General features: G+C 65.9%; 30 protein-coding genes. 19 read left to right on the forward strand and 11 right to left on the reverse strand.

Features of this window, described 5'->3' with window-relative positions:
- Nucleotides 1-26 precede the first annotated feature (26 nt).
- Nucleotides 27-623, reverse strand: a complete 597-nt coding sequence (locus RVU70_RS07085; protein ID WP_363350380.1) for a J domain-containing protein — start codon at nucleotides 621-623, stop codon at nucleotides 27-29.
- Between the two features lie 125 nt (nucleotides 624-748).
- Here RVU70_RS07085 and RVU70_RS07090 point away from each other — a divergent pair, with 125 nt between their 5' ends.
- Nucleotides 749-1,060: a BolA family protein gene (locus tag RVU70_RS07090; RefSeq protein ID WP_363350382.1), complete on the forward strand. Its 312-nt coding sequence runs from the start codon at nucleotides 749-751 to the stop codon at nucleotides 1,058-1,060.
- 13 nt (nucleotides 1,061-1,073) lie between these two features.
- Here RVU70_RS07090 and RVU70_RS07095 read toward each other — a convergent pair whose 3' ends face one another.
- Nucleotides 1,074-1,310, reverse strand: a complete 237-nt coding sequence (locus RVU70_RS07095) for a hypothetical protein (RefSeq protein WP_363350384.1) — start codon at nucleotides 1,308-1,310, stop codon at nucleotides 1,074-1,076.
- Nucleotides 1,311-1,330: 20 nt separating this feature from the next.
- Nucleotides 1,331-1,627: a DUF6156 family protein gene (locus RVU70_RS07100; protein ID WP_363350386.1), complete on the reverse strand. Its 297-nt coding sequence runs from the start codon at nucleotides 1,625-1,627 to the stop codon at nucleotides 1,331-1,333.
- Nucleotides 1,628-1,782: 155 nt separating this feature from the next.
- Here RVU70_RS07100 and RVU70_RS07105 point away from each other — a divergent pair, with 155 nt between their 5' ends.
- The 4 genes from RVU70_RS07105 (at nucleotide 1,783) to RVU70_RS07120 (ending at nucleotide 5,860) form a co-directional block, all read left to right on the forward strand.
- Complete coding sequence (locus RVU70_RS07105) at nucleotides 1,783-2,247, forward strand: hypothetical protein (RefSeq protein ID WP_363350388.1); 465 nt, start codon at nucleotides 1,783-1,785, stop codon at nucleotides 2,245-2,247.
- 83 nt (nucleotides 2,248-2,330) lie between these two features.
- The gene (locus RVU70_RS07110) at nucleotides 2,331-3,482 is read left to right on the forward strand and encodes a phosphoserine transaminase (RefSeq protein WP_363350390.1); all 1,152 of its coding nucleotides are present in this window, start codon (nucleotides 2,331-2,333) and stop codon (nucleotides 3,480-3,482) included.
- An 11-nt stretch (nucleotides 3,483-3,493) separates the two neighbouring features.
- On the forward strand, nucleotides 3,494-5,080 hold the full coding sequence (gene serA / locus RVU70_RS07115; protein ID WP_363350392.1) for a phosphoglycerate dehydrogenase: 1,587 nt from the start codon (nucleotides 3,494-3,496) through the stop codon (nucleotides 5,078-5,080).
- 162 nt (nucleotides 5,081-5,242) lie between these two features.
- Nucleotides 5,243-5,860: a L,D-transpeptidase gene (locus RVU70_RS07120; RefSeq protein WP_363350394.1), complete on the forward strand. Its 618-nt coding sequence runs from the start codon at nucleotides 5,243-5,245 to the stop codon at nucleotides 5,858-5,860.
- Between the two features lie 140 nt (nucleotides 5,861-6,000).
- On the opposite strand, the gene RVU70_RS07125 is transcribed toward RVU70_RS07120, so the two are convergent.
- A complete protein-coding gene (locus RVU70_RS07125) occupies nucleotides 6,001-6,375 on the reverse strand; it encodes a DUF971 domain-containing protein (protein ID WP_363350396.1) in 375 nt (124 codons plus the stop codon).
- 369 nt (nucleotides 6,376-6,744) lie between these two features.
- Here RVU70_RS07125 and moaA point away from each other — a divergent pair, with 369 nt between their 5' ends.
- The 5 genes from moaA (at nucleotide 6,745) to RVU70_RS07150 (ending at nucleotide 11,754) form a co-directional block, all read left to right on the forward strand.
- On the forward strand, nucleotides 6,745-7,782 hold the full coding sequence (gene moaA / locus RVU70_RS07130) for a GTP 3',8-cyclase MoaA (protein WP_363350398.1): 1,038 nt from the start codon (nucleotides 6,745-6,747) through the stop codon (nucleotides 7,780-7,782).
- A 3-nt stretch (nucleotides 7,783-7,785) separates the two neighbouring features.
- Complete coding sequence (locus RVU70_RS07135; RefSeq protein ID WP_363350400.1) at nucleotides 7,786-8,667, forward strand: NAD(P)-dependent oxidoreductase; 882 nt, start codon at nucleotides 7,786-7,788, stop codon at nucleotides 8,665-8,667.
- A gap of 286 nt (nucleotides 8,668-8,953) precedes the next feature.
- Entirely contained in the window at nucleotides 8,954-9,265 is a 312-nt protein-coding gene (locus RVU70_RS07140) for a hypothetical protein (protein WP_363350402.1), read from the forward strand.
- 255 nt (nucleotides 9,266-9,520) lie between these two features.
- On the forward strand, nucleotides 9,521-11,206 hold the full coding sequence (locus RVU70_RS07145) for a lysine--tRNA ligase (protein ID WP_363350404.1): 1,686 nt from the start codon (nucleotides 9,521-9,523) through the stop codon (nucleotides 11,204-11,206).
- Entirely contained in the window at nucleotides 11,206-11,754 is a 549-nt protein-coding gene (locus tag RVU70_RS07150; RefSeq protein ID WP_363350406.1) for an alpha/beta hydrolase, read from the forward strand. Before RVU70_RS07145 ends, RVU70_RS07150 begins: the two co-directional genes overlap by 1 nt.
- A 9-nt stretch (nucleotides 11,755-11,763) precedes the next feature.
- On the opposite strand, the gene fabD is transcribed toward RVU70_RS07150, so the two are convergent.
- On the reverse strand, nucleotides 11,764-12,708 hold the full coding sequence (gene fabD / locus RVU70_RS07155; RefSeq protein ID WP_363350408.1) for an ACP S-malonyltransferase: 945 nt from the start codon (nucleotides 12,706-12,708) through the stop codon (nucleotides 11,764-11,766).
- A 59-nt stretch (nucleotides 12,709-12,767) separates the two neighbouring features.
- Here fabD and RVU70_RS07160 point away from each other — a divergent pair, with 59 nt between their 5' ends.
- Nucleotides 12,768-13,430 carry a nucleoside deaminase gene (locus RVU70_RS07160; protein WP_363350410.1) on the forward strand — a complete coding sequence of 221 codons (663 nt, stop codon included), beginning with the start codon at nucleotides 12,768-12,770 and terminating at the stop codon, nucleotides 13,428-13,430.
- Between the two features lie 2 nt (nucleotides 13,431-13,432).
- Here the strand turns inward: RVU70_RS07160 and RVU70_RS07165 are convergent, their stop codons facing one another.
- The 4 genes from RVU70_RS07165 to RVU70_RS07180 form a co-directional block, all read right to left on the reverse strand.
- Nucleotides 13,433-13,783: a hypothetical protein gene (locus RVU70_RS07165; RefSeq protein ID WP_363350412.1), complete on the reverse strand. Its 351-nt coding sequence runs from the start codon at nucleotides 13,781-13,783 to the stop codon at nucleotides 13,433-13,435.
- 192 nt (nucleotides 13,784-13,975) lie between these two features.
- Nucleotides 13,976-14,290 carry a hypothetical protein gene (locus RVU70_RS07170; RefSeq protein ID WP_363350414.1) on the reverse strand — a complete coding sequence of 105 codons (315 nt, stop codon included), beginning with the start codon at nucleotides 14,288-14,290 and terminating at the stop codon, nucleotides 13,976-13,978.
- A gap of 16 nt (nucleotides 14,291-14,306) precedes the next feature.
- On the reverse strand, nucleotides 14,307-16,244 hold the full coding sequence (acs, locus tag RVU70_RS07175) for an acetate--CoA ligase (RefSeq protein ID WP_363350416.1): 1,938 nt from the start codon (nucleotides 16,242-16,244) through the stop codon (nucleotides 14,307-14,309).
- Nucleotides 16,245-16,278: 34 nt separating this feature from the next.
- Complete coding sequence (locus RVU70_RS07180; protein ID WP_363350418.1) at nucleotides 16,279-16,968, reverse strand: cyclic nucleotide-binding domain-containing protein; 690 nt, start codon at nucleotides 16,966-16,968, stop codon at nucleotides 16,279-16,281.
- A 168-nt stretch (nucleotides 16,969-17,136) separates the two neighbouring features.
- Here RVU70_RS07180 and RVU70_RS07185 point away from each other — a divergent pair, with 168 nt between their 5' ends.
- The 6 genes from RVU70_RS07185 (at nucleotide 17,137) to ptsN (ending at nucleotide 22,704) form a co-directional block, all read left to right on the forward strand.
- Nucleotides 17,137-17,625, forward strand: coding sequence for a DUF2243 domain-containing protein (locus RVU70_RS07185; protein WP_363350420.1), 489 nt, complete (start codon nucleotides 17,137-17,139; stop codon nucleotides 17,623-17,625).
- Nucleotides 17,626-17,740: 115 nt separating this feature from the next.
- A complete protein-coding gene (gene leuD, locus RVU70_RS07190) occupies nucleotides 17,741-18,346 on the forward strand; it encodes a 3-isopropylmalate dehydratase small subunit (protein ID WP_363350422.1) in 606 nt (201 codons plus the stop codon).
- Nucleotides 18,347-18,522: 176 nt separating this feature from the next.
- Entirely contained in the window at nucleotides 18,523-19,497 is a 975-nt protein-coding gene (gene lptB, locus RVU70_RS07195; RefSeq protein WP_405044879.1) for an LPS export ABC transporter ATP-binding protein, read from the forward strand.
- Between the two features lie 167 nt (nucleotides 19,498-19,664).
- A complete protein-coding gene (gene rpoN / locus RVU70_RS07200; protein ID WP_363350426.1) occupies nucleotides 19,665-21,263 on the forward strand; it encodes an RNA polymerase factor sigma-54 in 1,599 nt (532 codons plus the stop codon).
- A 260-nt stretch (nucleotides 21,264-21,523) separates the two neighbouring features.
- Entirely contained in the window at nucleotides 21,524-22,090 is a 567-nt protein-coding gene (gene hpf / locus RVU70_RS07205) for a ribosome hibernation-promoting factor, HPF/YfiA family (protein WP_363350428.1), read from the forward strand.
- A 149-nt stretch (nucleotides 22,091-22,239) separates the two neighbouring features.
- Nucleotides 22,240-22,704, forward strand: coding sequence for a PTS IIA-like nitrogen regulatory protein PtsN (gene ptsN, locus RVU70_RS07210; RefSeq protein ID WP_363350430.1), 465 nt, complete (start codon nucleotides 22,240-22,242; stop codon nucleotides 22,702-22,704).
- A 20-nt stretch (nucleotides 22,705-22,724) separates the two neighbouring features.
- On the opposite strand, the gene RVU70_RS07215 is transcribed toward ptsN, so the two are convergent.
- Both RVU70_RS07215 and RVU70_RS07220 read right to left on the reverse strand, forming a co-directional pair.
- Nucleotides 22,725-23,000 carry a general stress protein gene (locus tag RVU70_RS07215; RefSeq protein WP_363350433.1) on the reverse strand — a complete coding sequence of 92 codons (276 nt, stop codon included), beginning with the start codon at nucleotides 22,998-23,000 and terminating at the stop codon, nucleotides 22,725-22,727.
- Between the two features lie 142 nt (nucleotides 23,001-23,142).
- Entirely contained in the window at nucleotides 23,143-23,937 is a 795-nt protein-coding gene (locus tag RVU70_RS07220) for a response regulator (RefSeq protein ID WP_363350435.1), read from the reverse strand.
- Between the two features lie 48 nt (nucleotides 23,938-23,985).
- Between RVU70_RS07220 and RVU70_RS07225 the strand changes: the two genes are divergently transcribed.
- Together RVU70_RS07225 and RVU70_RS07230 are read left to right on the forward strand one after the other, a co-directional pair.
- Nucleotides 23,986-24,504 carry a NepR family anti-sigma factor gene (locus RVU70_RS07225; protein WP_363350437.1) on the forward strand — a complete coding sequence of 173 codons (519 nt, stop codon included), beginning with the start codon at nucleotides 23,986-23,988 and terminating at the stop codon, nucleotides 24,502-24,504.
- The gene (locus RVU70_RS07230) at nucleotides 24,501-25,070 is read left to right on the forward strand and encodes a sigma-70 family RNA polymerase sigma factor (RefSeq protein WP_363350439.1); all 570 of its coding nucleotides are present in this window, start codon (nucleotides 24,501-24,503) and stop codon (nucleotides 25,068-25,070) included. The genes RVU70_RS07225 and RVU70_RS07230 overlap by 4 nt, the downstream gene beginning before the upstream one ends.
- The last annotated feature ends 70 nt before the right edge of the window (nucleotides 25,071-25,140 follow it).

Consider the following 25,140-nt stretch of genomic DNA (forward strand, 5'->3'; position numbering starts at 1 on the left):
TCCGAGCGTTCCGCGACGCCCGGACGCTACGCGAGTCGCGCGGCCCTCAGCGTCTTATAGGCATGAATGATTTCCCGCAATTTTTCCTCGCGGGAGCGGTCCCCGCCATTGGCGTCCGGGTGGAGCCTTTTGACCAGTTCCTTGTAACGCGCCCGGACGATCTCGGGGCCGGCGGCGTCGTCGAGGCCGAGCGCCGAAAAGGCGCGCATGGTCACCGGCGAATAGCGCGGCTCCCGCTTCTCCGGCGCGCGTCGGTGGTGGCGGGCGCGATACATCCCGAGCGGATCGCCGGTCGGCCCGCCGTCCTCGCGGAAGCCCGCCGCGCCGCGGCGCGTGCCCATCGTCCAGGTCGGGCGATGGCCTACGGTCGCGTCCTTCATGTAGCGGGCGACGTCCGCGTCGTTCATCCCGTTGAAATAATTGTAGTTCGAATTGTACTCGCGCACGTGGTCGAGGCAGAAGCAGAAATATTGCCCCTCGCGCAGCCGGCCCATGGGGGCGCGATAGGTTCCCTCGGCCGCACAGCCGGGCGAATCGCATTTGATGGTCGCCTCGCGCTTCTCCTCGCGGCGCGGCTCACGCTGCGTCCGGATGCGGTCGAAGAGGGGCGAATTGAGGTTCATTTCATTCCATTATGATGGCGACGGGCCCGGCCGCAAGCGCGGACCGCGCCAATTTTTAGGCCTGCGCCCGATCTTGCAAGAGAGGCGCCCGGGACTTAGCTGGGCCGGGAGACGAGGAAGCGACGATGACAGACAAGAGTAAGAGCGCGGTCAAGGGCCCGGTGGCGACAAGCATAGAGCAAAAACTCACCGAGGCGCTCGCGCCAATTTCACTCAAGGTGATCGACGAATCGCACCATCACGCGGGTCACGGACACCCCGGCGACAAGCGCCATGGCAATGAGAGCCACTTCCGCGTCGAGGTGGTGAGCGCGGCTTTCGAGGGCAAGAGTCGCGTGGACCGCCACCGAATGGTCAACGCCCTGCTCGCCCAGGAGCTGAAAGAGGGCCTGCACGCGCTGGCCGTCACCGCCAAGGCGCCCGGCGAGGCGCTCTGACGCGCCGGGCGGCCTACCCTAAAATCTCCACCTCCTCGCCCTTCTCCAGCCGTTCGATGATCTCCCGGCACGCGGGCGCGAGGCGCGCCTTGTTGCGGGACAGGCAGGCCTGCATCGGCGCGCCATAGCCGACGCCCTCGCAATAGGCCTTGCCGTCCGCGCCGCAGTCGCTGATCACCTTGCGGAGCGGCACGGCCGCGGCCGGCCCCGCCGCGAGCAGCGTGAGCAATATGGCGAGGGCAGGTTTCATGAGCAGCTCCCGAACCGCGATCAGCAGCGTATCGGGGCGCCGCGCGCGTCGCAATCGACATCGGTGACCTCGTCGCCCAGTTCGATGCGCGCGTGACTGAGCGTGCCATCGTCACGATAGGCGTAGACGTGGGAGAGCTCCACCTCGCCATAAACGAGTTTCTCGCAGGTCGCGACCCGGCCGTCGGCGTCATAGGTGGCGCGAAAATAGGTGTTTCGGTTTCCCAGTTCGTCGGGTCCCAGCGGCTCGACGAGCTTCAGCGGCATGCGCACGCCGCTGTAGGTCAAAAAATATTTGTAGTCCTTCGGCCCGGACATGGCGCTTCTCCCTTTTTCTTAGCCCGGCGCCAGAAGAAAAAATCGCGCCAGCGGCGGAGGCGGCACGGCGCTTGCGGAAAGCGGCCTCGGACGGCCCCAAGTGGGCCTGATTTGTCGCAACCCCGACAAAACGAGCAAAAAAAGGAGCGCCAGTAATGAGACTAGCCGAAGCCTACGCCAGCGTCGCCGAAGAAGAGATCGCCGCCGCGCTCTCCGGGGGCAAGCTTGTGCTCTACTCGGTCGGCCGACCGCCGTCGCCGGACCATCCGGTGACCCGCAGTTCGGTTCTCGCCGAGTATGTGTTTGCGAGCCCCGCCTTCGACGCCGCCAAAGCGCCCGCCTTCGCCGAAAACCCGACCCCGGCGAAATCCGTCGGAACGCCCGGCTGGGCGCGCGCTTTTTCGGCCGACGGCGCCGTCGTCGCCGATTTCTCGGTTGGCGCCGGCGCGACGGACATCAAGCTCGACAGCATTTCGGCGACGCCGGGCTTTCCGCTCAAGGTCGTATCGGTCGCGATCGCCCTGCCGGCGGAGACGGTGACATTCGAAAAAACGGAATTCGGGCATATCTTCTTGACCGGCCTGGAAAACCCCTACCGCAAGCTTTCAGTCCGCGGTTAAGCCGGACGGCGCGGCCGTCTTGACGGCGCCATGGCGAGAGCGTAGCGCGGGAGGGTGTTCCCGCTCCCGCGCGCGAGACAGACATGGCGACGCCCCGACCCGGCTCCCGGCCGGCCAATCCCTGCTTTTCCTCCGGCCCCTGCGCCAAGCGGCCGGGGTGGTCGCTCGAGGCCCTCGCGGGGGCGACGCTCGGCCGCTCGCATCGCTCCAAACCGGGCAAGGAAAAGCTCAGATCAGCGATCGACCTCACGCGAGAGTTGTTGCGCGTTCCGCCCGATCATCGCATCGGCGTCGTTCCCGCCTCCGACACCGGGGCGGTGGAAATGGCGCTGTGGTCGCTGCTCGGCCCCCGCGGAGTCGACGTCGTCGCCTGGGAGAGCTTTTCGAGCGGGTGGGCGACCGACGTCGTCAAGCAGCTCAGGCTGCCGGACGCCCGCATTTTCACGGCGCCCTATGGCGCCTTGCCGGACCTCTCGCACATCGATTTCGACCATGACGTCGTTTTTGCCTGGAACGGCACGACGTCGGGGGTGCGCGTCCCCGACGCCGATTTCATCCCCGCCGACCGCAAAGGGCTGACGATCTGCGACGCGACGTCGGCGGCGTTCGCGCAGGATCTCGATTTTTCGAAGCTCGATGTCGCGACGTTCAGCTGGCAGAAGGTCATGGGCGGCGAGGCGGCGCATGGCGTGCTGATCCTTTCGCCGCGCGCCGTCGAGCGGCTGGAAAGCCATACCCCCGCCTGGCCGCTGCCGAAGATCTTCCGGCTCACGAAAAACGGGCGCCTCATCGAGGGGATTTTCAGCGGCGAGACCATCAACACGCCCTCGCTCCTGGCGGTCGAGGATTATCTCGACGCGCTGAGGTGGGGAGCGTCGATCGGCGGTCTCGACGCGCTGCGGGCCCGCTGCGACGCCAACGCCGGCGTCGTCGACCAATGGGTTGCCCGTACGCCCTGGATCGACCACCTCGCCAAAGACCCGGCGACCCGCTCCAACACCAGCGTCTGCCTCGCCTTCTCGCCCTTGGCCGGCGTCGCGACGGAGGAAGAAAAGGCCGCGCTCGCCAAGCAAATGGTCGCGATGATCGAAAGGGAAGGCGCCGGCTATGATTTTGGCGCCTATCGCGACGCGCCGCCGGGTTTTCGCATCTGGTGCGGCGCGACTGTCGAGGCCGCCGACGTGGCGCTGCTGACGCAATGGCTCGACTGGGCCTATATGGAAGCGACCGGCTGAAGGAGCCATTCATGCCGCCCCGCGTCCTCATCTCCGATTCCCTCTCGCCCGCCGCCGTCGAGATCTTTCGCCTGCGCGGGATCGAGGCCGATTTCGAACCCTCGCTCGGCAAAGACAAGGACCGGCTCGCCGCCGCCATCGCCGCCTATGACGGCCTCGCCATCCGCTCGGCCACAAGGGTCACGGCGGACGTATTGGCGCGCGCCGACCGGCTGAAGGTCGTGGGCCGCGCCGGCATTGGCGTCGACAATGTCGACATTCCCGCCGCGACCGCCAAGGGCGTGATCGTGATGAACACGCCCTCGGGCAATTCCGTCACCACGGCGGAACACGCGATCGCGCTCATGTTCGCGCTCGCCCGCGACATTCCCGCCGCCGACGCCTCGACCAAAAGAGGCAGATGGGAGAAGAATCGCTTCCTCGGCGTCGAAATCGCCGGCAAGACGCTCGGCGTCATTGGCTGCGGCAATATTGGCGCAATCGTCGCCGACCGGGCGCTCGGGCTGAAAATGCGCGTTCTCGCTTTTGATCCTTTCCTGACGGAAGAGCGTGCGCAGGCGATAGGCGTCGAAAAGGTCGACCTCGACGATCTGCTGGCCCGCGCGGACGTCATCTCCCTGCACACGCCGCTCAACGCCCAGACGCGCAACATCCTGTCTGCCGAGGCCTTGGCCAAGACGCGCCGCGGCGTGCGCATCATCAATTGCGCGCGCGGCGGGCTCGTCGACGAGGCGGCGCTGCGCCGCGCGCTCGAAGACGGCCATGTCGGTGGGGCGGCGCTCGACGTTTTCGCCGTGGAGCCGGCGATCGACAACCCGCTTTTCGCGCTGGAGAACGTTGTCTGCACGCCGCATCTCGGCGCCTCCACCGCAGAGGCGCAGGAGAAGGTCGCGCTGCAGATCGCCGAGCAAATGTCCGACTATCTGACGCGCGGGGCCGTCTCCAACGCGGTGAATTTTCCGTCGATCTCGGCCGAGGAGGCGCCGCGGCTCGCCCCCTTCGTCGCGCTTGCCGAAAAGCTCGGCCTGCTCGTCGGGCAGATCGCGCGCTGCGGCGTCGACACGCTCTCCGTCACCTTCGAAGGCGCGATCGCGCGCGAGAAGACCAAGGCGCTGACGGCCGCGGCGCTCGCGGGCATGCTGCGGCCCATTCTCGACTCGGTCAATCCGGTCTCCGCGCCGGCGATCGCCAAGGAGCGCGGGCTCTCCGTGGACGAGGTGAGCCGGGCGGCGCAGAGCGACTATGAATCGCTCGTGACGCTGGTCGCGAAGACGCGCGACGGCGACATCAAGGTCGCCGGAACCGTGTTCCACGACGGCAAGCCGCGCCTGCTGCGAATCGGCGAAATCAACGTCGACGCCGAATTCGCGCCCTCGATGATCTACACGGAGAATGAGGACCGTCCCGGCTACATCGGTCGTTTCGCGGGAGCGCTGGGCGAATCGCAGGTCAATATCGCGACTTTCGCGCTCGGCCGCGACCGGCCTGGCGGGCGGGCCGTCGCGCTTGTCGCGATCGACGGCCCCCTGCCCGAGGCGACGCTTGCCGAGCTCCGCGCGCTGCCCGGCGTTAAACAGGCGATCACATTGAAGTTTTAGCCGCTCGACTGTTGCAGGAGAGCCACGCCGCGAGGGAAACGCGCGCCAGGCGCGCTTCACGCTTGCGAAGGGCGCCTGCCTGTGAGTCTAATCGACGCAGTCACCGTCCGCGCCGCTCCCCTCGGCGCGGACTTTTTCGCCTTCGGAAATACGGGATTTATTATGCGACGGCTTGTCCTTGCATCGCTCTGTTCTCTCGTCGCCACTGCCGCGCTCGTCTCGCAAGGCCATGCGCGCGGCGCCTTCGCGCAGGAAGCCGACGACCCGTTGAGCCTGCTCTTCGGCGGCGCGCCGACCCCGGTCGCGCCCAATGGTCCCGACGGCCGCCCGCAGGCTGTCGCCATTCCGCGCGAGATCGTCGCCTTCGACGCCAGCTACGCGCCGGGCACGGTCATCATCAACACCAGCGAGCGCCGGCTCTATTACGTGCTCGGCAACGGCCAGGCCATTCGCTACGGCGTCGGCGTCGGCCGCCCGGGCTTCGAATGGTCGGGCGTGCGCTTCATCTCTTCGAAGCGCGAATGGCCGGACTGGACGCCGCCCGCCCAGATGCTGCGCCGCCGCCCCGATCTGCCGCGCCACATGGAGGGCGGGGTCAACAATCCGCTCGGCGCCCGCGCCATGTATCTCTCGGGCACGCTTTACCGCATCCACGGCTCCAACGAGCCCGAGACGATCGGTCAGGCCGTGTCCTCGGGCTGCATCCGCATGACCAATGACGATGTGGTCGACCTCTACAGCCGCGTGAAAGTCGGCACCAAAGTGGTGGTCACGCGGTAAGCGGGGTCATCCCGAAGGATCATCCATTGGACCCCCTCATGCTTCGAGACGCCGCCTTCGGCGGCTCCTCAGCATGAGGGTCTTATCTGACGAGCGTGCTCGGCGTCTCGACGGACGAGGCCGCCTCGCAGCTTGCCCGCTCACGCTTCGCCCGGCCGGTCGCGATCCAGCCCCTTGGCGGCGAGCTCTTCGAGATAAGCGGAAAAGCTCGTCTCGGCGGTCTCGCCGAGCGCGCGCAGATAGCGCCACGTGTAAATGCCGGTGCGGTGCAGATCGTCGAAGTCGAGGCGAACCGCGTAATTGCCGACCGGGGCCACGGCGATGATCGCGACATTGCGCTTGCCGCCCACCGTTTTCTGGTCGGCGGGCGAATGGCCCTGCACCTCGGCGCTGGGGCTCCGCACCCGCAGAAGCTCGGCGCTCAGCGTGAAGCTGGCGCCGTCGTCGAAAGCGACGCGCAACCGACGGCCGTCGTCGAGAAGGCGAATTTCGGTGGGCCAGGGGTCGGCGGTCACGGGCGCTCCTGCATTTTTGCGCGGGTTGAGGCGGCTTGCGCTGCGGGCGGTCCAGCCTCTTACCGACTGGCGGCCGAAAGCGTCAATGCAGGAATTCGCGCCCAGCCAAAAGCTGCGGGCGGCCCGGTTACGAGAGACAGTTCGGGCCGCCCGACCTTGGCGTCATGGCGCGCCGACCCTAAGCGCAGCGGACCTCGATCGGAATTGGGGAGATTACGGACTCCCGCAGGAAAGCTTCTGTGGCGCCACGATCGGAATTCCCGATCGGCGCACGGAAACGCTCGGGCTTCCCCGCAGCCGGCGCGGGCAATATATGGATGTCGGCTCCGGCAAGATTGCCCCAAGATTGGCCCGTTGAAAGCGCCAGACATGAACGCCCATTCGCAAACGCCCGCCGCTTCGGCCCCCGCGCCGCTCATCGATCCCTTTGGGCGGGCGGTCTCCTATGTGCGCGTCTCGGTGACCGACCGCTGCGATTTTCGCTGCGTTTACTGCATGTCGGAGCATATGACCTTCCTGCCCCGCAAGGACCTGCTGACGCTCGAGGAGCTCGACAGGCTCTGCGCCGCTTTCATCGCGCGCGGCACGAAGAAGCTGCGCATCACCGGCGGCGAGCCGCTGGTGCGTCATGACGTGATGAAGCTGTTTCGCGCTTTGTCGCGCCATCTCGTTTCCGGCGCGCTTGAAGAGCTCACCGTCACCACCAATGGCTCGCAGCTCGCGCGTTTCGCGCAAGAGCTCGCCGATTGCGGCGTGAAACGAATCAACGTCTCGCTCGACACGCTCGACCCCGCCCGCTTCCGGACGTTGACCCGCACCGGCGACCTTGCCCGCGTGATGGCGGGAATCGACGCCGCGCGCGCCGCCGGTTTGAAGGTGAAACTGAACGCCGTGGCGCTGAAGGGCGTCAATGAAGATGAGTTCGTTTCTCTGGTCCGCTTCGCCCACGACCGGGGCATGGACATGACCTTCATCGAAGTCATGCCGCTCGGCGAACTCGACGGGCCGGCGCGGGTCGACCAATATCTGCCGATGTCGTCGGTGCGCGACAGGCTCGCCGAGGCGTTCACGCTGACCGAGATCGACTATCGCACCGGCGGCCCGGCCCGCTACATGCGGACTGAGGAGACCGGCGGGCGCGTCGGCTTCATCACGCCGCTCACCCATAATTTCTGCGAGAGCTGCAACCGGGTTCGCGTCACCTGCACCGGCACGCTGTTCATGTGCCTTGGACAGGAAGACGCCGCCGATCTGCGCGCCCCCTTGCGCGAAAGCGCCGACGACGCGCTGCTGCACGCCGCGATCGAAGCCGCGATCCGCCGCAAGCCCAAGGGCCACGACTTTGTGATCGACCGGGCGACGCAAGCGCCGTCGGTTGCGCGCCACATGAGCACGACGGGCGGCTGAGCCATGACGACATCGCACAACGTCGCGTTTCTTGGGCTCGGCGTCATGGGCTACCCCATGGCCGGGCACCTCGCGCGGGCCGGACATAGGGTCACCGTCTATAATCGCACCACCGCCAGGGCCGAAAAATTTGTCGCGCAGCACGCGGGCGCCAAATGGGCCCCGACTCCCGGCGCGGCGGCGGAGGGCGCCGATTTCGTCTTCTCCTGCGTCGGCAATGACGATGATCTGCGCTCGGTGACGCTCGGCCCGGACGGCGCCTTCGAGGCGATGTCGCCCAGGGCGATCTTCATCGACCATACGACCGCCTCCGCCGAACTCGCCCGCGAACTCTCCGCAGAGGCCCGGCGAATGGACCTCGGCGCGATCGACGCGCCCATCTCCGGCGGTCAGGCGGGGGCCGAAAATGGCGCGCTGACGATCATGTGCGGAGCGGAGCCGGAGGTCTACGCCAAAGCCGAGCCCGTCATGGCGTCCTACGCGCGCGCCTGCAGGCTGATGGGACCGCCCGGCGCCGGCCAGCTGACCAAGATGGTCAATCAGATCGCCATCGCCGGGCTGATCCAGAGCCTCTCCGAGGCGCTGCATTTTGCGAGAAGCTCAGGGCTCGACGCCGAGGCCGTGATCGACCTCATCAAGAACGGCGCCGCGCAATCCTGGCAGATGGAGAACCGCACGACGACCATGCTGGCGGGCGCGTTCGACCACGGCTTCGCGGTCGAATGGATGCGCAAGGACCTCGCCATCTGCCTCGCCGAGGCGCGCCGGAATGGCGCCAAGCTTCCCGTCGCGGCGCTCGTCGATCAGTTCTACGCCGAGGTAGAGGCCATGGGCGGGAAACGCTGGGACACGTCGAGCCTCTTCGCCCGGCTGGAGCGGAAGTAATCATCCGCTGACGAGCGGGTCCGGCGCGGAAGGATTCCCCGTCGGCTTACACATTGTTTCGCCACATGATTCGCCTGCTTGCCCGTCTGTCGGCCAGCGAGACGAGAAGGCGCAATTGTGGCAGGGCGTCAAAAAAGAAATTTTTTTTGTGGCGCCAATGCAACCATTTCCTGAGCTGAAGCGTTCCCCTCCCAACAAAAAGAGGAACACCCAAGTCCGCGTAGAGTGTTTCGAGTTTCGCGTTCTAGGGACAAGACCTTTCGTCACCTGAGTGGGAGGGGCCCTTATGGCCGTTACGCGCGAAAGCCCGTTTGCAAGCCGCACGTCGCGGATTGTCCTTGGATTTACGGTCGCTGTTGGTCTGTGCGCCGCTGTTGCGGCTGCGCCGTCCGTTCCGACCGCCAAGCAGTCCTCCGCAGCCGTCCAGGCCGCGGTCAGCCTCAACGACGACGGCATGCGTCCGCTGGCGCGCGGACCGGCGATCAGGGTGGGACGCGCCTTTGGCGCAGAGGACGAAGATTGCACGCTCGTTCTGAAACCAAGCACAGACGAGCGCGGCCGCGTCCGCTACATGCGCAGCGTGACCTGCGCCAATTGACGCTTGCGTCCCCCGATCGTTAGGTAGATGGCCTACTGAAGGCGACGGCGGCTCGAAAGAGCCCCTCGCCTTCATTTTTTTGCACATGCCGCCGCGCCGGCCGCGCCGCTTTGTCCCGAGCGCGCGAGAGAGAGGGAAGCGGGCCCGACGCTCCATTTCCCGCGCGCCTTTAAGTCCTGTTCTGCGTTGACGCCCTCCGCGTCGCTACCTACTGTGCCGGGCTTCCCGCCTCTTTCGATGGTCACCGCCGCGCACATGTCCGCCTCCCTCGTTCTCACGCCCGAACTTCTCGACGCCGCCCGCGTGTCTCCCGCCTGGCCCTTCGAGGAGGCGAAGAAGCTCGTCAAAAGGATCGAGGCGAGCGGGCAGAAATCCGTGCTGTTCGAAACCGGCTACGGCCCGTCGGGCCTGCCGCATATCGGCACTTTCGGCGAGGTTGCCCGCACCAGCATGGTGCGCCGCGCCTTCGAGACGCTCACCGAAGGCAAGATCGCCACGCGGCTCATCGCCTTCTCCGACGACATGGACGGGCTGCGCAAGGTCCCCGACAACATCCCCAACAAGGAGCTTGTCGCCGCGCATCTCGGCAAGCCGCTGACGCAGGTGCCGGACCCGTTCGGCACGCACGACAGTTTCGGCGCCCATAACAATGCGCGGCTGCGCGCCTTCCTCGACGCCTTCGGCTTCGAATACGAATTCGCCTCCTCGACCGAATATTACAAAGGCGGGCGCTTCGACGCAGCTTTGAAACATATGCTCGCCCGCTACGACGCGGTCATGAAGATCATGTTGCCGAGCTTCCGCGAGGAGCGCGCGGCGACCTACTCGCCCTTCCTGCCGATCCACCCGCGCACCGGCATTGTCATGCAGGTCGCCCTGACCGGCATGGACGCCGAGGCCGGAACGATCGACTGGGCCGATCCGGAGACCGGTGAAAAATTCACGACGCCCGTCACCGGCGGCCATTGCAAGCTGCAGTGGAAGCCCGACTGGGCGATGCGCTGGTATGCGCTCGGCGTCGATTACGAGATGGCCGGCAAGGATCTGATCGATTCGGTCAAGCTTTCGGGCGCGATCGTGCGCGCGCTCGGCGGCCGCCCGCCGGAGGGTTTCAATTACGAGCTCTTCCTCGACGAGAAGGGCCAGAAGATTTCGAAGTCCAAGGGCAACGGACTCACGATCGAGGAATGGCTGACCTACGCGAGCCCCGAGAGCCTCGCGCAGTTCATGTATCAAAAGCCGACGGCGGCGAAGCGGCTTTACTTCGACGTGATCCCGCGCGCCGTCGACGATTATCTGACCTTTCTCGACGCCTATCCGCGCCAGGACTGGCGCCAGCGCCTCGGCAATCCGGTCTGGCACATCCACGCCGGCAACCCGCCGCCGCCCGAGACGCTCGAACATGCCGGCGAAGCGAAGGGAACGAGCGTCTCCTTCTCCATGCTGCTCAATCTCGCCGCCGTCGCCAACGCCGAGGACCCCGCCGTGCTGTGGGGCTTTCTCAAGCGCTACGCGCCGAGCGCCTCGCCCGAAAACCACCCGCATCTCGACAAGCTCGTGGGCTATGCGGTCGCTTACTTTCGCGATTTCGTAAAGCCTGCGAAATCCTATCGGGCGGCGGACGAGGTGGAGCGCGGGGTGCTGGACAGGATCGACGCGACGCTCGCCGCTTTGCCTGCGGGCGCGACGGCCGAAGAGATACAGGCGGCGCTGTACGACGTCGGCCGGGCCGTGCCGCGCTATCAGGATTTCGCCGCCAAGGGCGCAACGCCGGAGCGTCCGGGCGTCTCCAACGATTTCTTCAACATGCTCTATGAGGTGCTGCTCGGCGAGAAGAAGGGGCCGCGGTTCGGCTCTTTCATCGCGCTCTATGGCGTCGCCGAAACGCGCAAGCTCATCGCCGACGCGCTCGCCGGCGCCTTCGTGAACGCGCCCGCCTGATGCGCGCCGCCGAGGCCACTATTCTCATCGTTCCGGGCTATCTCGATTCCGGTCCGGAACATTGGCAGAGCCGCTGGGAGAAAAAGCTCTCGACGGCCCGCCGCGTCGTCCAGCGCGATTTCGCGCATCCCGATTGCGCCGAATGGGTCGAGGCGATCCGTCGCGAGGTTCTGGCCTCGAGCCGGCCCGTCGTGCTCGTCGCCCATTCCTTGGGCGTGATCGCCGCGCTTCATGCTGCGCAGCAATTGCGCAGCAAATTCGCCGGCGCCTTTCTCGTCGCGCCGCCCTCGGAGGCGGTGATCCGCGAAATGCCGGACGTGGATTCGGCGTTTCTGCCCGTGCCCCGGGCGCGCCTCCCCTTTCCCGCGCTCCTGGTTGGCGGCAGCAATGATCCCTACGCGGACGCGTCTTTCGCGCGCATCCTCGCCGAGGAGATCGGCGCGCGCTTCATCGACGCCGGGCCGGCGGGCCATCTCAACGCGGAGAGCGGCCACGGCCCCTGGCCGGAAGGCTCGCTCGCCTTCGCCCATTTTATCGCGGGGCTTTGAGCCCCTCCTTTAGAAGGCGCGATAGGCGTCGAGATCGGCCGGCGCGCCGACGGAGATCGCGGTCGCGCCCGGCGCAATGCGCTTCAACAGCCCGGCCAGCACCTTGCCCGATCCACATTCGACGAATTGTGTGACGCCCTGGTCGGCGATGTAGGCGACGCATTCGCGCCAGCGCACCGCGCCCGTGACCTGCTCGACCAGCAGCCGGCGGATCGTCTCGGGGTCGGCGACCGGCGCCGCCGTGACATTGGCGACGACGGGGACGCAGGGCGCGGCAATCGTCGCGCCGGCCAGCGCCTGCGCCATGGCGTCGGCGGCGGGCTGCATCAGCGCGCAATGGAAGGGGGCGGACACGGGGAGCAGCACGGCGCGCTTGATTCCCTTCTCCTTGGCGATCTCCATCGCCTTTTCGACGGCGGCCTTGGCGCCGGAAATGACCACCTGCCCGCCGCCATTGTCATTTGCGACCTGGCAGACGGCCGAAAGCGCCGCGGCGGCCGCGCCGGCGATGTCGCGGGCCTGCTCGAGGTCGGCGCCGAGCAGCGCCGCCATCGCGCCCTCGCCCACCGGCACGGCCTTTTGCATGGCGTCGCCGCGGATGCGCAAGAGCTTCGCCGTGTCGGAAATCGAGAGCGCGCCAGCGGCGGCGAGCGCGGAATATTCGCCGAGCGAATGGCCGGCGACGAAGGCGGCGTCTTTCCGAAGATCGAGCCCGCATTCGGCCTCGAGCACGCGGATTGCGGCGAGGGAGGCCGCCATGAGCGCCGGCTGGGCGTTGGCGGTGAGCGTCAGCTCGGTCTCTGGTCCTTCGAACATGAGTTTCGAGAGCGGCTGCGACAGCGCGTCGTCGACCTCCTCGAAAACCGCGCGCGCCGGCGCGAAGGCGTCCGCCAACGCCTTGCCCATGCCGACCGCCTGCGAGCCCTGTCCGGGGAAAATAAACGCCTTCGCCATCGCCTCCGCCCTTTCGGTTTTTTCCGTGTTTCGCGCCGAGTGGCATTGGCGGGCGTTGCATGTCAAGCTCGAGAGACAGACGGCCGGGCGACGAGCGGGCTGGGGAGGAGCGGCCTGGCGGCGCCGGCGGCGGCCTGAGAACCTATGAGGGCGAGATGGAAGCGAATTCGTGCGCCTGCGGATGCCGGCGACGTTGGGACAGGCGCGACGCCCTCGCGGCTTTGGCCTGCGTCGGGATCGGGGCCGCCCTGCCCTCGGCCGCCGACGCCGACGCCATTGTCGCCCCGGTTCAGGCGCGGGACGAGGCCTTCATGCGCCTTGCTCTCGACGAGGCGGCAAAGGGAGATTTTCCCTTCGGCGCGGTGATCGTGCGCGAAGGCAAGGTCGTCGCCAGGGGGCGCAACATGGGGATCAGGACCAACGATCCGACCGCCCATGGCGAGATGGTCGCGATCCGCCGTTTCGTCGCCCGCCGCCCGGCGGCGGAGCTCCACGGCGCGACGCTCTATACGACCGGCGAGCCCTGTCCGATGTGCATGGGCGCCATTTTGTGGTGCGGCTTCGGTCGGCTGGTCTACGCCGCCTCGATCGCCGAACTCGCGACGCGCATCGGCCAGATCATGGCGACGAGCGAATCGCTCGCCCGCGCCGCGCCTTTCGTCTCGATCGAGATCACCGGCGGCGTTTTGGCGAAAGAAGCGCTCGCGTTGTTTCGCAAGTAAGACTACGCCCGTCCCCGCGTTACGCTCTTGACGGCTTTTGCGGCGAGGACGGGCGCGCCTGGGTCGTCAGTCGTAGCTGCGGCCGACCTCGACCAGGACGTGAAGAGGCCAGAACAGTGTCGTGCGAGCGCAGTGGGGACGAAACCGGCGAGGCGGCTGACGCCGCGCCTCATGGCCGCGCCGCGCTCGCCGGCGACCGTCGTCTCGGCGACGATCTGCGGCGCGTCGTCGCTTATCTCGACGTCGCGTTTGGCCGCGACGACCAAGAAAGCGACCCTGTTCCCCGTCGAGGTCCGCGCTTGCGGGGGCTGCTGCGAGTAGCCCGGCGAGGACGGAACGCCGCATTCACCCACTCCTCTCTCTGCTTGGACGAAAGGTGAGGCGGCGGCGCGCTGTGGAACAGGCGCGTGGGCGCCAATGGCGGCTCATTTTTCGCCACCGCCCTGTGTCAATGAGCGGCGCCGGCGCACGGTTCCGGTTCCCGGTTCGTGGGCCTGCGATTCTGCTCAAAGCCGCGTCGCCAGATTTAGTTTTTTCGCAATTCATCAATTCTGCAAGGTGGCGCAATTCACTCGCTTGGCATCCGAGCGCAGAGCCAGAATGTGCCGCGCCGTCGACTCCCGCTCGTGAACGGCTTGCGCCGCTAAAACGATCCGGCACAAAACCCAGGAGCTCTCGACGGCAAGGTCAAGGAGATTGGCGCTGACATGTGCGGTGAGATCGCACACAAGTCGTTCCAGGTGGGTCTCGAACACCCCCCAGACGATAACAAGGGCCCCGAGGCGTTGCTGCGCTTCGGGCGGCGCTCCCCATGTTTTTAAGGCAGACGTTACTGCCAAAAAGCCCTTCGGCTCCGTCATTGTCCGAATCGAGCTTTCACGCTCCGGGCCTCTCGCGCACGAGCTCCTCCACGACCCCCGGGTCCGCGAGCGTCGACGTATCCCCCAGCGCGCCGAATTCTCCTTCGGCGATCTTGCGCAAGATCCGCCGCATGATCTTGCCCGAGCGCGTCTTGGGCAGGCCGGAGGCGAACTGGATCACGTCCGGCGCCGCGATCGGGCCAATCTCCGCGCGCACCCATTTGACGAGCTCCTTGCGCAGATGCTCGGTGGCGTGCGCGCCCTCCATCAGCGTGACATAGGCGTAGATGCCCTGACCTTTCAGGTCGTGCGGATAGCCGACGACGGCGGCTTCCGAGACCTTCTCATGGGCGACGAGGGCGCTTTCGATTTCCGCCGTGCCGAGGCGATGGCCCGAGACGTTGATCACGTCGTCGACCCGTCCCGTGATCCAGTAATAGCCGTCCGCGTCGCGCCGCGCCCCGTCGCCGGTGAAATATTTGCCGGGATAGGCGGAAAAGTAAGTCTGCGCGAAGCGCTCGTGATCGCCGAAGACCGTGCGCGCCTGGCCCGGCCAGGAATCGGCGATGACGAGATTGCCTTCGCAGGCGCCTGTGAGCACATTGCCGCCGGCGTCGACGATTTCCGGAAAGACGCCGAACAGCGGCCGCGTCGCCGAGCCCGGCTTCAGGGCCGTCGCGCCCGGTAGCGGCGCGATGAGAATGCCGCCCGTCTCCGTCTGCCACCAGGTGTCGACGATCGGGCAGCGCCCCTCGCCCACGACGCGGTGATACCATTCCCAGGCTTCGGGATTGATCGGCTCGCCGACCGAGCCCAAAAGCCGCAGCGATTTGCGGCTCGTCTTCTTCACCGGCTCCTCGCCCGCCGCCATCAGCGCGCGGATCGCCGTCGGCGCCGTGTAGAAAATCGACACCTTGTGCTTGTCGATGACTTCCCAGAAGCGGCGGACGTCGGGATAATTCGGCACGCCCTCGAACATCAGGGTCGTCGCGCCATTGGCGAGCGGGCCATAGAGAATATAGCTGTGGCCCGTCACCCAGCCGACGTCGGCCGTGCACCAATAGACCTCGCCGTCGCGATAGTCGAAGACCGCCTCATGGGTGAGCGCGACATGGACGAGATAGCCGCCCGTCGTATGCACCACGCCTTTGGGCTGCCCGGTTGAGCCGGACGTGTAGAGGATGAAGAGCGGGTCTTCCGCATTCATCTCGGCGTAGGGGCAATCGGCGTGAACGCTCGCCGCCTCTTCCTCATAGCGATAGTCGCGCCCCGGCGTCATGTCGACCTCGGCCCCGGTGCGCGTCACGACGATGACCGATTTGACGCCCTCGACCTTCTCGAGCGCCGCGTCGACATTGCTCTTGAGGGGCACCCGGCGCCCGCCGCGCAGCCCCTCGTCGGCGGTGACGACGACGTCGGAAGCTGCATCCGCGATGCGTCCCGCGAGCGCCTCGGGCGAGAAGCCGCCGAACACCACCGAATGCACCGCGCCGATGCGCGCGCAGGCCAGCATGGCGAAGGCGGCCTCGGGAATCATCGGCAGATAGATGGTGACGCGATCGCCCTTCTTGACGCCGTGCTTCTTCAGCACATTGGCGAAGCGGCAGACCTGCTCATGCAGTTCGCCGTAAGTGACGTGGCGCGAGAGCGCGGGATCGTCGCCTTCCCAGATGATCGCGGTCTGATGCGCGCGATGCGGCAGATGGCGGTCGATGCAGTTCATGGCGACATTGGTCGTGCCGTCCTCGAACCAGCGGATCGACACATTGTGAATGTCGAAGCTCGTATGCTTCACCTTGGTGAAGGGCGTGATCCAGTCGATGCGCTGCGCCTGCTCCGCCCAGAAGGCCGCAGGGCTGGTCAGCGAGCGTTCGTAGAGGGCGTGGTAGTCCTGCTCGTTGATGCGGGCGCTTTTCTCGAAGCCTGCGGGAACGGGATGAAGTTTCTCCGACATCTTGACGTCTCTCCAGTCGTTTCCCGACGTGATCTCATACGTTCGGCGTCGCGCCCGCGTGGGACGGCGCAGCTTTGCCCGCCGGCGTCGCCTGCAGCGCGCCCGAGCGCGCCAGCTCGACATTCTGCTGCATGCGCCGCATCATCAGCTTCATGAGATAGAAACCGAACTGCGGGTTCTGCGCGCAGAGCTCGAGAAGTTCGTCGTAGCGCACGCAGAGCAGGTCGACGTCGGTTGTGGCGACGGCGGTCGCGGTGCGGCGGTTTTCTTCGGTAAAAAGACCCATCTCGCCGAAGAAGGCGCCGGCCTTGAGCGTCACCCCCGGCTCGAGCAGCAGAATTTCGCCGCGCACGAGGATGAAGGCGTCTTCGGAAAGATCGCCGATGTGGTAAAGGGTGAAGCCCTCGGAAAGCTTCATCTGCTTCATGTAAGGGCGAAGCCACCCGTAATCGAATTCGCCGTCGCTCGCCGCCTGAGTCGCCTGGCGCACGTCGGAAATGAGCCGGCGCATCTGCCGCAGGCGGAACACATTGATCGGCGCCATGAAGGCGTTGAGCGCGAAAAGCGGCAGATAGCCCTTCAAGTAAAAATAAGCGGCGAAGAGCGCGTTGGCGGCGATGGCGGCGATGCGCAGCGGGATCATCGTATTCGACACGAAGACGAAGACATTCGCCGCAGCGGCCATATAGCCGATCGCTTCGATAAGCCAGTTGTGCGGAATCATGAATGGCCTGGAATTCGCCCGTTGCCTCGCCTTTTTAGCGCGCTTTGCAGGCGCATGGAATGCGCCGGCCGAGAAAAGCGCGCATGGCCGCCACGTCGCAGCTCAGCCCCTCGAAAACTGGAACATCGGGCCCGCCCCCGCGTTGGCGCCCAAACGATGGAGGCGGCGATGAACGGACGCGACAATGGCGTGACGGCGGCGGGCGTGGTCCTTGGCGTCGGGCTCGGCGGATTCGTAGACGGCATCGTGCTGCATCAGCTCTTGCAGTGGCACCACATGCTCAGCAACTGGAGCCTGCCGCGGACGCTCGAGAATATGGAGCTCAACACGCTCTGGGACGGGCTCTTCCATCTCTTCACCCTCGCCTGCGTGGCGGCGGGGCTCGTCATGCTGTGGCGCGCGGCGCGTCGGCCGCATTTCGAGTGGTCAGGTTCGCGCTTCGCCGGGGCGCTGCTGATGGGCTGGGGCGGGTTCAACATCGTCGAGGGTCTGATTAACCACGTCTGGCTCGGCGTCCATCACGTCAACGAGCAGGTTCCCTCCTGGCAATGGGCCTATTGGGACTGGGGCTTTATCGTGGCGTCGGCGGCGATCTTCCTCATCGGCCTGGCGCTCAACGCCCGCGCGAGCCGGGGTCTCGCCCGAGGCGCCGCCTAGGCTCCCGACGCCGAAAGCGCCCGTTCGCCCCAGGATCCGGCTTGCCCCTTTGCCTGGCCCGGGCAATTTGCTAAAGGGCGCGTTAAACTCTCGAACGCGCCAGAGCCATCGAATAATGGAAAAGTTCACCACCCTGACCGGGGTCGCCGCGCCGCTGCCGATCATGAATGTCGACACGGACATGATCATCCCCAAGCAATATCTGAAGACGATCCAGCGCACCGGCCTCGGCAAGGGCCTGTTTTCAGAAATGCGCTACCGCGAGGACGGGACCGAAAACCCCGATTTCGTGCTGAACCAGCCCGCCTATCGCAAGGCGACGATCCTCATCGCCGGCGACAATTTCGGCTGCGGCTCGTCCCGCGAGCACGCGCCCTGGGCGCTGCTCGATTTCGGCGTGCGCTGCATCGTCTCCACAAGTTTCGCCGACATTTTTTATAATAATTGCTTCAAGAACGGCATCCTGCCGATCAAGGTGACCCAGGCGGAGCTCGACAAGCTCATGGACGACGCTTCCCGCGGCGCCAACGCGACGCTGACGGTCGATCTGAAGGCCCAGGAAATCCGCGGGCCTGACGGCGGCGTCGTCAAATTCGACGTCGACCCCTTCCGCAAGCACTGCCTGCTCAACGGCCTCGACGACATCGGCCTGACGCTGCAAAAAGCCGACAAGATCGACGCTTTTGAAAAGACCGCCGCGCAGTCGCGTCCCTGGGCGTGAGCGCGACCTGGGGAGAGGCCGCGACGCCGCCGCCTCTGGCGGGCGGGCGGCCCCTGCGTTAGGAACCGTTTGAACGCCGCCCGGCGGAAGAGCGGGCGGCCGGGATTTGACGCCTCTGCTCTCTTCCTCTTGCGACGGACGCCCTTTTGAGCAGTTTCGCAGCCCTTTCGACGCGCCTGCGCGCCGCCGCCCAATCCCTCGGCGAGGCGTGGGACGGCGTTCGGGCGCGTGTCAAGGGGACGGCGCCGTCCCACAAGAGGGATGATCTGACGGAGGCGGATTGGCGCGGCGACAACGGCGCCGAAATTTTAGGCGCCCCTCCCGAGGATGCGCCGGCCTGGGCGCAGGCCAGGAAAGCCGCCGCCGATGCGCAGGACAGCGATGGTTTTTTTGCCGGAGACTATCTCGAAAGCCCCGGTTACGACGGGCAGGGGCTGCTCTCGGTCCACAATCTTGCGAAGTCCTACAAGTCTCGGCGCGTCGTCGAGGATGTGAGCCTGCATGTGCGGCGCGGCGAAGCGGTCGGTCTCCTCGGCCCCAATGGCGCCGGCAAGACCACTGTTTTTTATATGATTACCGGGCTCGTGAAGCCGGATCGGGGCGTCATCTCCCTCGACGGCTACGACGTGACCCCGCTGCCCATGTATCGCCGGGCCCGGCTCGGCATCGGCTATCTGCCACAGGAAGCCTCGGTTTTCAGGGGGCTTTCGGTTGAGGACAATATCCGCGCCGTGCTCGAAATCACCCAGCCGGACGAGAGGAAGCGCGCCGACGAGCTCGAGGGGCTGCTCGACGAATTTCGTTTGACCCGCATGCGTCATACGCCCGCCGTGGCGCTTTCGGGCGGCGAGCGCCGGCGCTGCGAGATCGCCCGCGCCCTGGCGGGCCATCCGTCCTTCATGCTGCTCGACGAGCCCTTCGCCGGCATCGACCCCATCGCCGTCGGCGGCATCCAGGATCTGGTGCGCCATCTCAAGGCGCGCGGGATTGGCGTCCTCATCACCGACCACAGCGTGCGCGAGACGCTGGGCCTCACCGATCGCGCTTACATCATCTACGACGGGCACGTTCTGACCGAAGGGCCGCCGGAGGCCATCGTCGCCAATCCGGACGTGCGCCGGATCTATCTCGGTGAAGATTTCCGTATGTAGGACAAGAGGATCGGGGATTGTCGGCGGATTCGGCGCACCCTGATTAACCCTTGGGCGATTTGCAAAGGAGGGCGCCGACTATTTCACCCTGCCCAGCCCCGGGCAGCATGCTATAAGCAAGAAACAGGCCGTCGAGCCTGACGTGACTAGCGTGCGAGCATGCGCAAATGGCGATGTCGACTAAGCTGATGATGCGCCAGGGCCAGTCCCTGGTCATGACCCCGCAGCTTCTGCAGGCGATCAAGCTGCTTCAGTTCTCCAATCTCGAGCTCTCGGCCTTCCTGCACGACGAATTGGAACGCAATCCGCTGCTCGAGACGCAAGACGGCGACGCCCCCGACGCGGCGGCGCGCGACGGCCGGACGGCCGAGGATTTCGCCGCCGAATTCGACAGCGGCGCGCCCGATGCTTTCGCCGGCGAGCCGCATGAGGGCGACTGGGCGCGGGAATCGCTTGCGGTGGACGCCGGCGCGCTGGCCGCCGACCTCGGCGCCGACATGAGCAACGCCTTTCAGCCCGATGGCCCGGCGGTGAACCCGCTGACGCCGCGCGAGGCGCAGGAGGGCGCCGGTCTTTCGGCGACCTCCTGGAGCGGCGCGGTCGGCGGGGGAGGCGGCGACGATGGCGAGGCGCCCAATCTCGAAGCCTATGTCGCCGCGCGGCCGAGCCTGCATGAACATCTCGCGGAGCAGCTCGCGCTGGCCTGCGCCGAACCGCGCAAGCGACTGATCGGCCAGGCGATCATCGACGGGATCGACGAGACCGGCTATCTGCGCGAAAGCCTCTCCGAGATCGCCGCGCGCCTCGACGCCGACCCGGCCGAGACGGACGCAATCCTCGCCTTGATCCAGACTTTCGAGCCCTCAGGCGTCGGCGCGCGCGATCTCGCCGAGTGTCTGGCGATCCAGCTCAAGGAGCGCGACCGCTACGATCCGGCGATGCAGATTTTCGTCGCCAATCTCCCGCTCGTGGCGCGCCGCGACGTCGCCCAGCTCGCGCGGCTCTGCGGCGTCGACGCCGAAGACATCGCCGATATGGCGGCCGAGCTGCGCAAACTCGATCCGAAGCCCGGCCGCGCCTTCGGCGACGCGCCCATCCAGCCGCTGGTCGCGGACGTCATCGTTCGCCCCGCCGCCGACGGCTCCTGGCATGTCGAGCTCAATTCGGACGCGCTGCCGCGCGTGCTGGTGAACCACAGCTATGCGGCGCGAATCAGCGCCGCCGCCCGCGACGGCGACAAGACCTTCATCTCCACCTGCCTGCAGAACGCCAACTGGCTCACCAAGAGCCTGGAGCAGCGCAGCCGGACCATTCTCAAGGTCGCCTCGGAGATCGTTCGGCTCCAGGACGCCTTCCTCGCCAAGGGCGTCGAGCATCTGCGCCCGCTCAATCTGCGCACCATCGCCGACGCCATCGGGATGCACGAATCAACCGTCTCCCGCGTCACCTCGAACAAATACATGATGACGCCGCGCGGCATCTTCGAACTGAAATATTTCTTCTCCGCCTCCATCGCCACGACCAGCGGGGGCGAGGCCCATTCGGCCGAATCGGTGCGTTTCCGCATCAAGCAGATGATCGACCGCGAGACGGCGGACGACGTGCTGTCCGACGACGCGATCGTCGCGAAGCTCAAGGCGATCGACATCGACATCGCGCGGCGCACGGTCGCCAAATATCGGGACAGTCTGAAAATTCCGTCCTCGGTGGATCGCCGCCGCGCCAAGCTCGCGCTGGCGAGGGAGCAGGCGCGGCAGGCCCATTGAGGCGCAGGCGGCGCGCCGCCCGCCTGTCGACCCCCGGGGAGGGCCATTGACTTCGCGCGCCCGGCCTTCTAACGCTGCGCGAAAAAGCGCGGCGCGGTTTCGAGGGGAAACCGTAAGGGCCGCGATTCGCGCATGCGTGGATCATGCGTGGATCCTGGCGGACCCGAGTTGAAGAAAATCCGTAATCGGCGAGTAAGCGCGAAAGAGGCTTAATTGTCTCGGCCGCGACGATCGGCCGCTTACCGGAAAGGCGGAGCGACATGTCCCTGAGAGTGTCAGGCAAGAATATCAATATCGGCGACGCCCTGCGCGCCCATATCACGCAGCGTCTGGAGCAGGCGGCGTCCAAATATTTCGACGGCGGCGTGAGCGGCCATGTCACGATCACGCCCGAGGGCTCGGGCTACCGCGCCGACTGCAGCCTGCATCTGACCTCGGGCATCGTGCTGCAGGCCGACGGCCGGGCTCAGGAGCCCTATGCGACCTTCGACCAAGCCGCGGATCGTCTGGAGAAGCGCCTGCGGCGCTACAAGGAGCGCTTGAAGAGCCATCACGACGGCCACGGACAGGAGTCCGAACTGGTGCCCTATCAGGTGCTCGCAGCCCCTGATGAGGAAAGCGAAGCTCCGGCCGAATTCAGTCCCGCGGTCGTCGCCGAATCGACCACGACGCTGCGCCGCTTGTCGGTGTCCTCGGCGGTGCTCCACCTCGACCTCACTGGCGCCCCAGTTTTGGTGTTCCGTCACGCAAATACGGGGCGCGTGAATATTGTCTATCGTCGAAACGACAACAATATCGGTTGGATCGATACGCCCGCCGGCGAATAGCCGCCGCCCCGGGGAGGGGCCTCGCGGGAGAGGAAGTCCGCCGGAAGTCGTCTCTCGGGGACCAACCCGGCATGTATCTTGCGATTTCCTTCACCGGCGCGGCCGCGCAGCTTGAAGGGTTCTCCAACGCTTGAGAGATAGGGCGTCGCATGCGGCTCACGGATCTTGTCACGCCGGAAGCAGTCATCGCCAATTTGAGGGCGACATCAAAAAAGCAGCTGCTTCAGGAGTTGAGCGACCGCGCGGCGCGGCTTTCCGGCCTGCCGTCGCGGGAAATTTTCGACGCCTTGCTGCACCGCGAGCGCCTGGGCTCGACCGGCATTGGCGAAGGCATCGCCATTCCGCACGGCAAGCTTGCCAAGATCAAGTCGATTTTCGGGATTTTCGCCCGGCTTGAGCGGCCGGTGGACTTCGAGGCGCTCGACGGCGGGCCTGTCGATCTCGTTTTCCTGCTGATCGCGCCCGAATCGTCCGGGGCAGATCATCTGAAGGCGCTTGCCTGCGCGGCGCGGATGCTTCGCGACCCTGGCCTTGTCGCAACCATCCGCGCCACGCGAGACCATGACGCGCTTTACTCACTTATTTCGCAGCGTTCCAAGCCCCACGCTGCGTAACGCTTTAAAAGGCGGGGGTCCTAGACGGACGCCCGCTTCTGACCGCCGCCGTGCGAGGCGTGCCCGCCCTTACGGCCCGCTTCGGACGCGAGGGTATGATCGCGCGAGAAGCTGCGTTTCGCCGGATTGACGCTCTGACCGCCCTTGCGTCCGGCGCGAGCCGCGAGTTCGGGATTTTGCGAGAAGCTGCGCTTTTCGTCGGGGACGCTCTGGCCGCCCTTACGCGCGATGGCGCGCTGCTTCTCCGGATCCATCGAAGCAAAGCCTCGATTGGACTTCTTCACTACTTCCTGCATGGTCGCCTCCTGCCCCCTGCGCCACGCGTATAACTTGCCGAATCGGCCAAGGTTTCCGCAATCGTGGAATATACTTAGCTAAGCTTGCGGAGGACGAAAATCCCATAGGGGCCTAAACTTATCAACAAGTTGGCCGCGCCCCTCAGAGGCTTTTTCTTTGCGACCGGCGATTGAAAAACAGCGCCTGGCTGATGACGGCCTTGAGACTCTCGACGCTGAAGGGCTTGGTGACGAGAAAGGCGGGCTCCGGCGGCGCGCCGGTCAGGAACCGCTCGGGATAGGCCGTCACGAAGATGACCGGCGTCGAAAAGGACCCGAGGATCTCGTTCACCGCATCGAGGCCGGAGCTGCCGTCGGCTAGCTGAATATCGGCGAGGATCAGGCCGGGTTTGGCGGTTTCCATCGCCAGCACCGCCTCCCGGTGCGTGCGCGCCATGCCGGCGACGCTATGCCCAAGTTCTTCCACAATGCTGCGCAGATCATGGGCGATCAACGGCTCGTCCTCAATGATGAGCACATCGGTCGCAATCTGGTCGGCGATTTCGGCGTTGGCGGCGTCGATGAGATCGGCGGCGACCTCTTCGGAGACGCCGAGCGTGTCGCCGACCTGTTCGAGATCGAAGCCTTCGAGGGCGTGCAACAGAAAGGCGACGCGCGGCCTCAAGGAAATGGCGTCGAGGCGCCCGCGGGCGCCGTCGTCGCCGAGAGCGGCCGCCGGATCGGGCTGGGCGATCGCCCCGGCGGCCCAGGTCGCCAGAAACAAGCGATAAAGGGAGATCCTGAGATCGTCGTTTTGATCGAGCTTTCGCGGATCCGAGACGATAATTTCGAGCGTCGCCAGCACATGGGCGTCGCCGCCCTCGCGGGTCCCGACCAGCGCCCTCGCAAAGCGCCGCAGATAGGGAAGATGACCGTAAATCTCTCGTGAAACCGACATATTACGCCACTCCGGAGGCGGCCGCTCTTACGGAAAGGTAGCTAGATCATGACTGCTGCGTCAAAACGACCTGCACAAACGAAGGAACCAATCCATGAGCGCGGCGTTTTCCCTTCCGTGCGGTGCACTATATCGCGCGGCGAAACAAATCCGCCACAGAAAATCATGACTTTGATTGGGGGCTCCATGGTAAAAAACAGTCCGGAGAATGCCGTTGTGCGCGTGAAACCCGACGGGGATCAGCTGTGCGCCGACGCGCGTCGTTTTCCGGGAACGCTCCCCAGGAGCCTGGCGGCGGTGGCGGCCGGGCTCGGCGTCGGCGCGCCGCGCCCGGCCAATGCGGAGCAGACAGCGGGCTCGGGCCAGCTCACGCTTTGCAAGACGGAAAGGAACAGTCGAAAAATGCGAAGCCTCGATTTTGGCGACGCGATCGGCAAGGAGCTTCAAAATCTCTACGATGACGTCGTGGCTCAGCCGGTTCCCGACCGCTTTTTGAATCTCTTGAACCAGCTCGAACAAAATATGGTATCCTCAGGCCCGGGTGGCGCGCCTGGGGAGAGAGAGTGAGCGACGAGGAGGCAGGTCTCAGCGACGGACAGAATCTCAAAAGGGACCTCATCGCGGCGATCCCTAATCTTCGCGCTTTCGCCGTCTCCATCTGCGGCAATCCCGACCGCGCCGATGACCTCGTCCAGGAGACGCTGGTCAAGGCGTGGGGGAGCCTCGGCTCCTTCGCCGAAGGCACTAATCTGACCGCATGGCTCTTCACCATCCTCCGCAACATCTACTACAGCGAATTCCGCAAGCGGCGGCGCGAGGCGCCCGATCCCGACGGGGCCATCGCCTCGGCGCGGCTGATCGCGCCCGAATCCCAGAACGCGCATATGGATTTCCTGGATTTCCGCGAGGCGCTGCAGAAACTTCCGCTCGACCAGCGCGAGGCGCTGATCCTCGTCGCGGCCTCCGGCCTGTCGTATGAAGAGGCGGCGGAAATCTGCGGCTGCGCGCCGGGCACGATGAAAAGCCGCGTCAATCGCGCGCGCAATCGGCTGACCGAAATCATGTCGCTGCCGAGACGCGAGTCGGGCGAGACGCGCGCCGCCGCCGAACTCACCCCCCTCAGCCGAGATTGAACCGGGCCGAGAAATGCCGCATAGGGAGCGCGCGATCAGCCGCTCCGGCGTTTTCATTACCCGTGAGCGC

This window comes from Methylocystis echinoides (genome assembly GCF_040687965.1).
In the GTDB taxonomy this organism is placed as follows: domain Bacteria; phylum Pseudomonadota; class Alphaproteobacteria; order Rhizobiales; family Beijerinckiaceae; genus Methylocystis; species Methylocystis echinoides_A.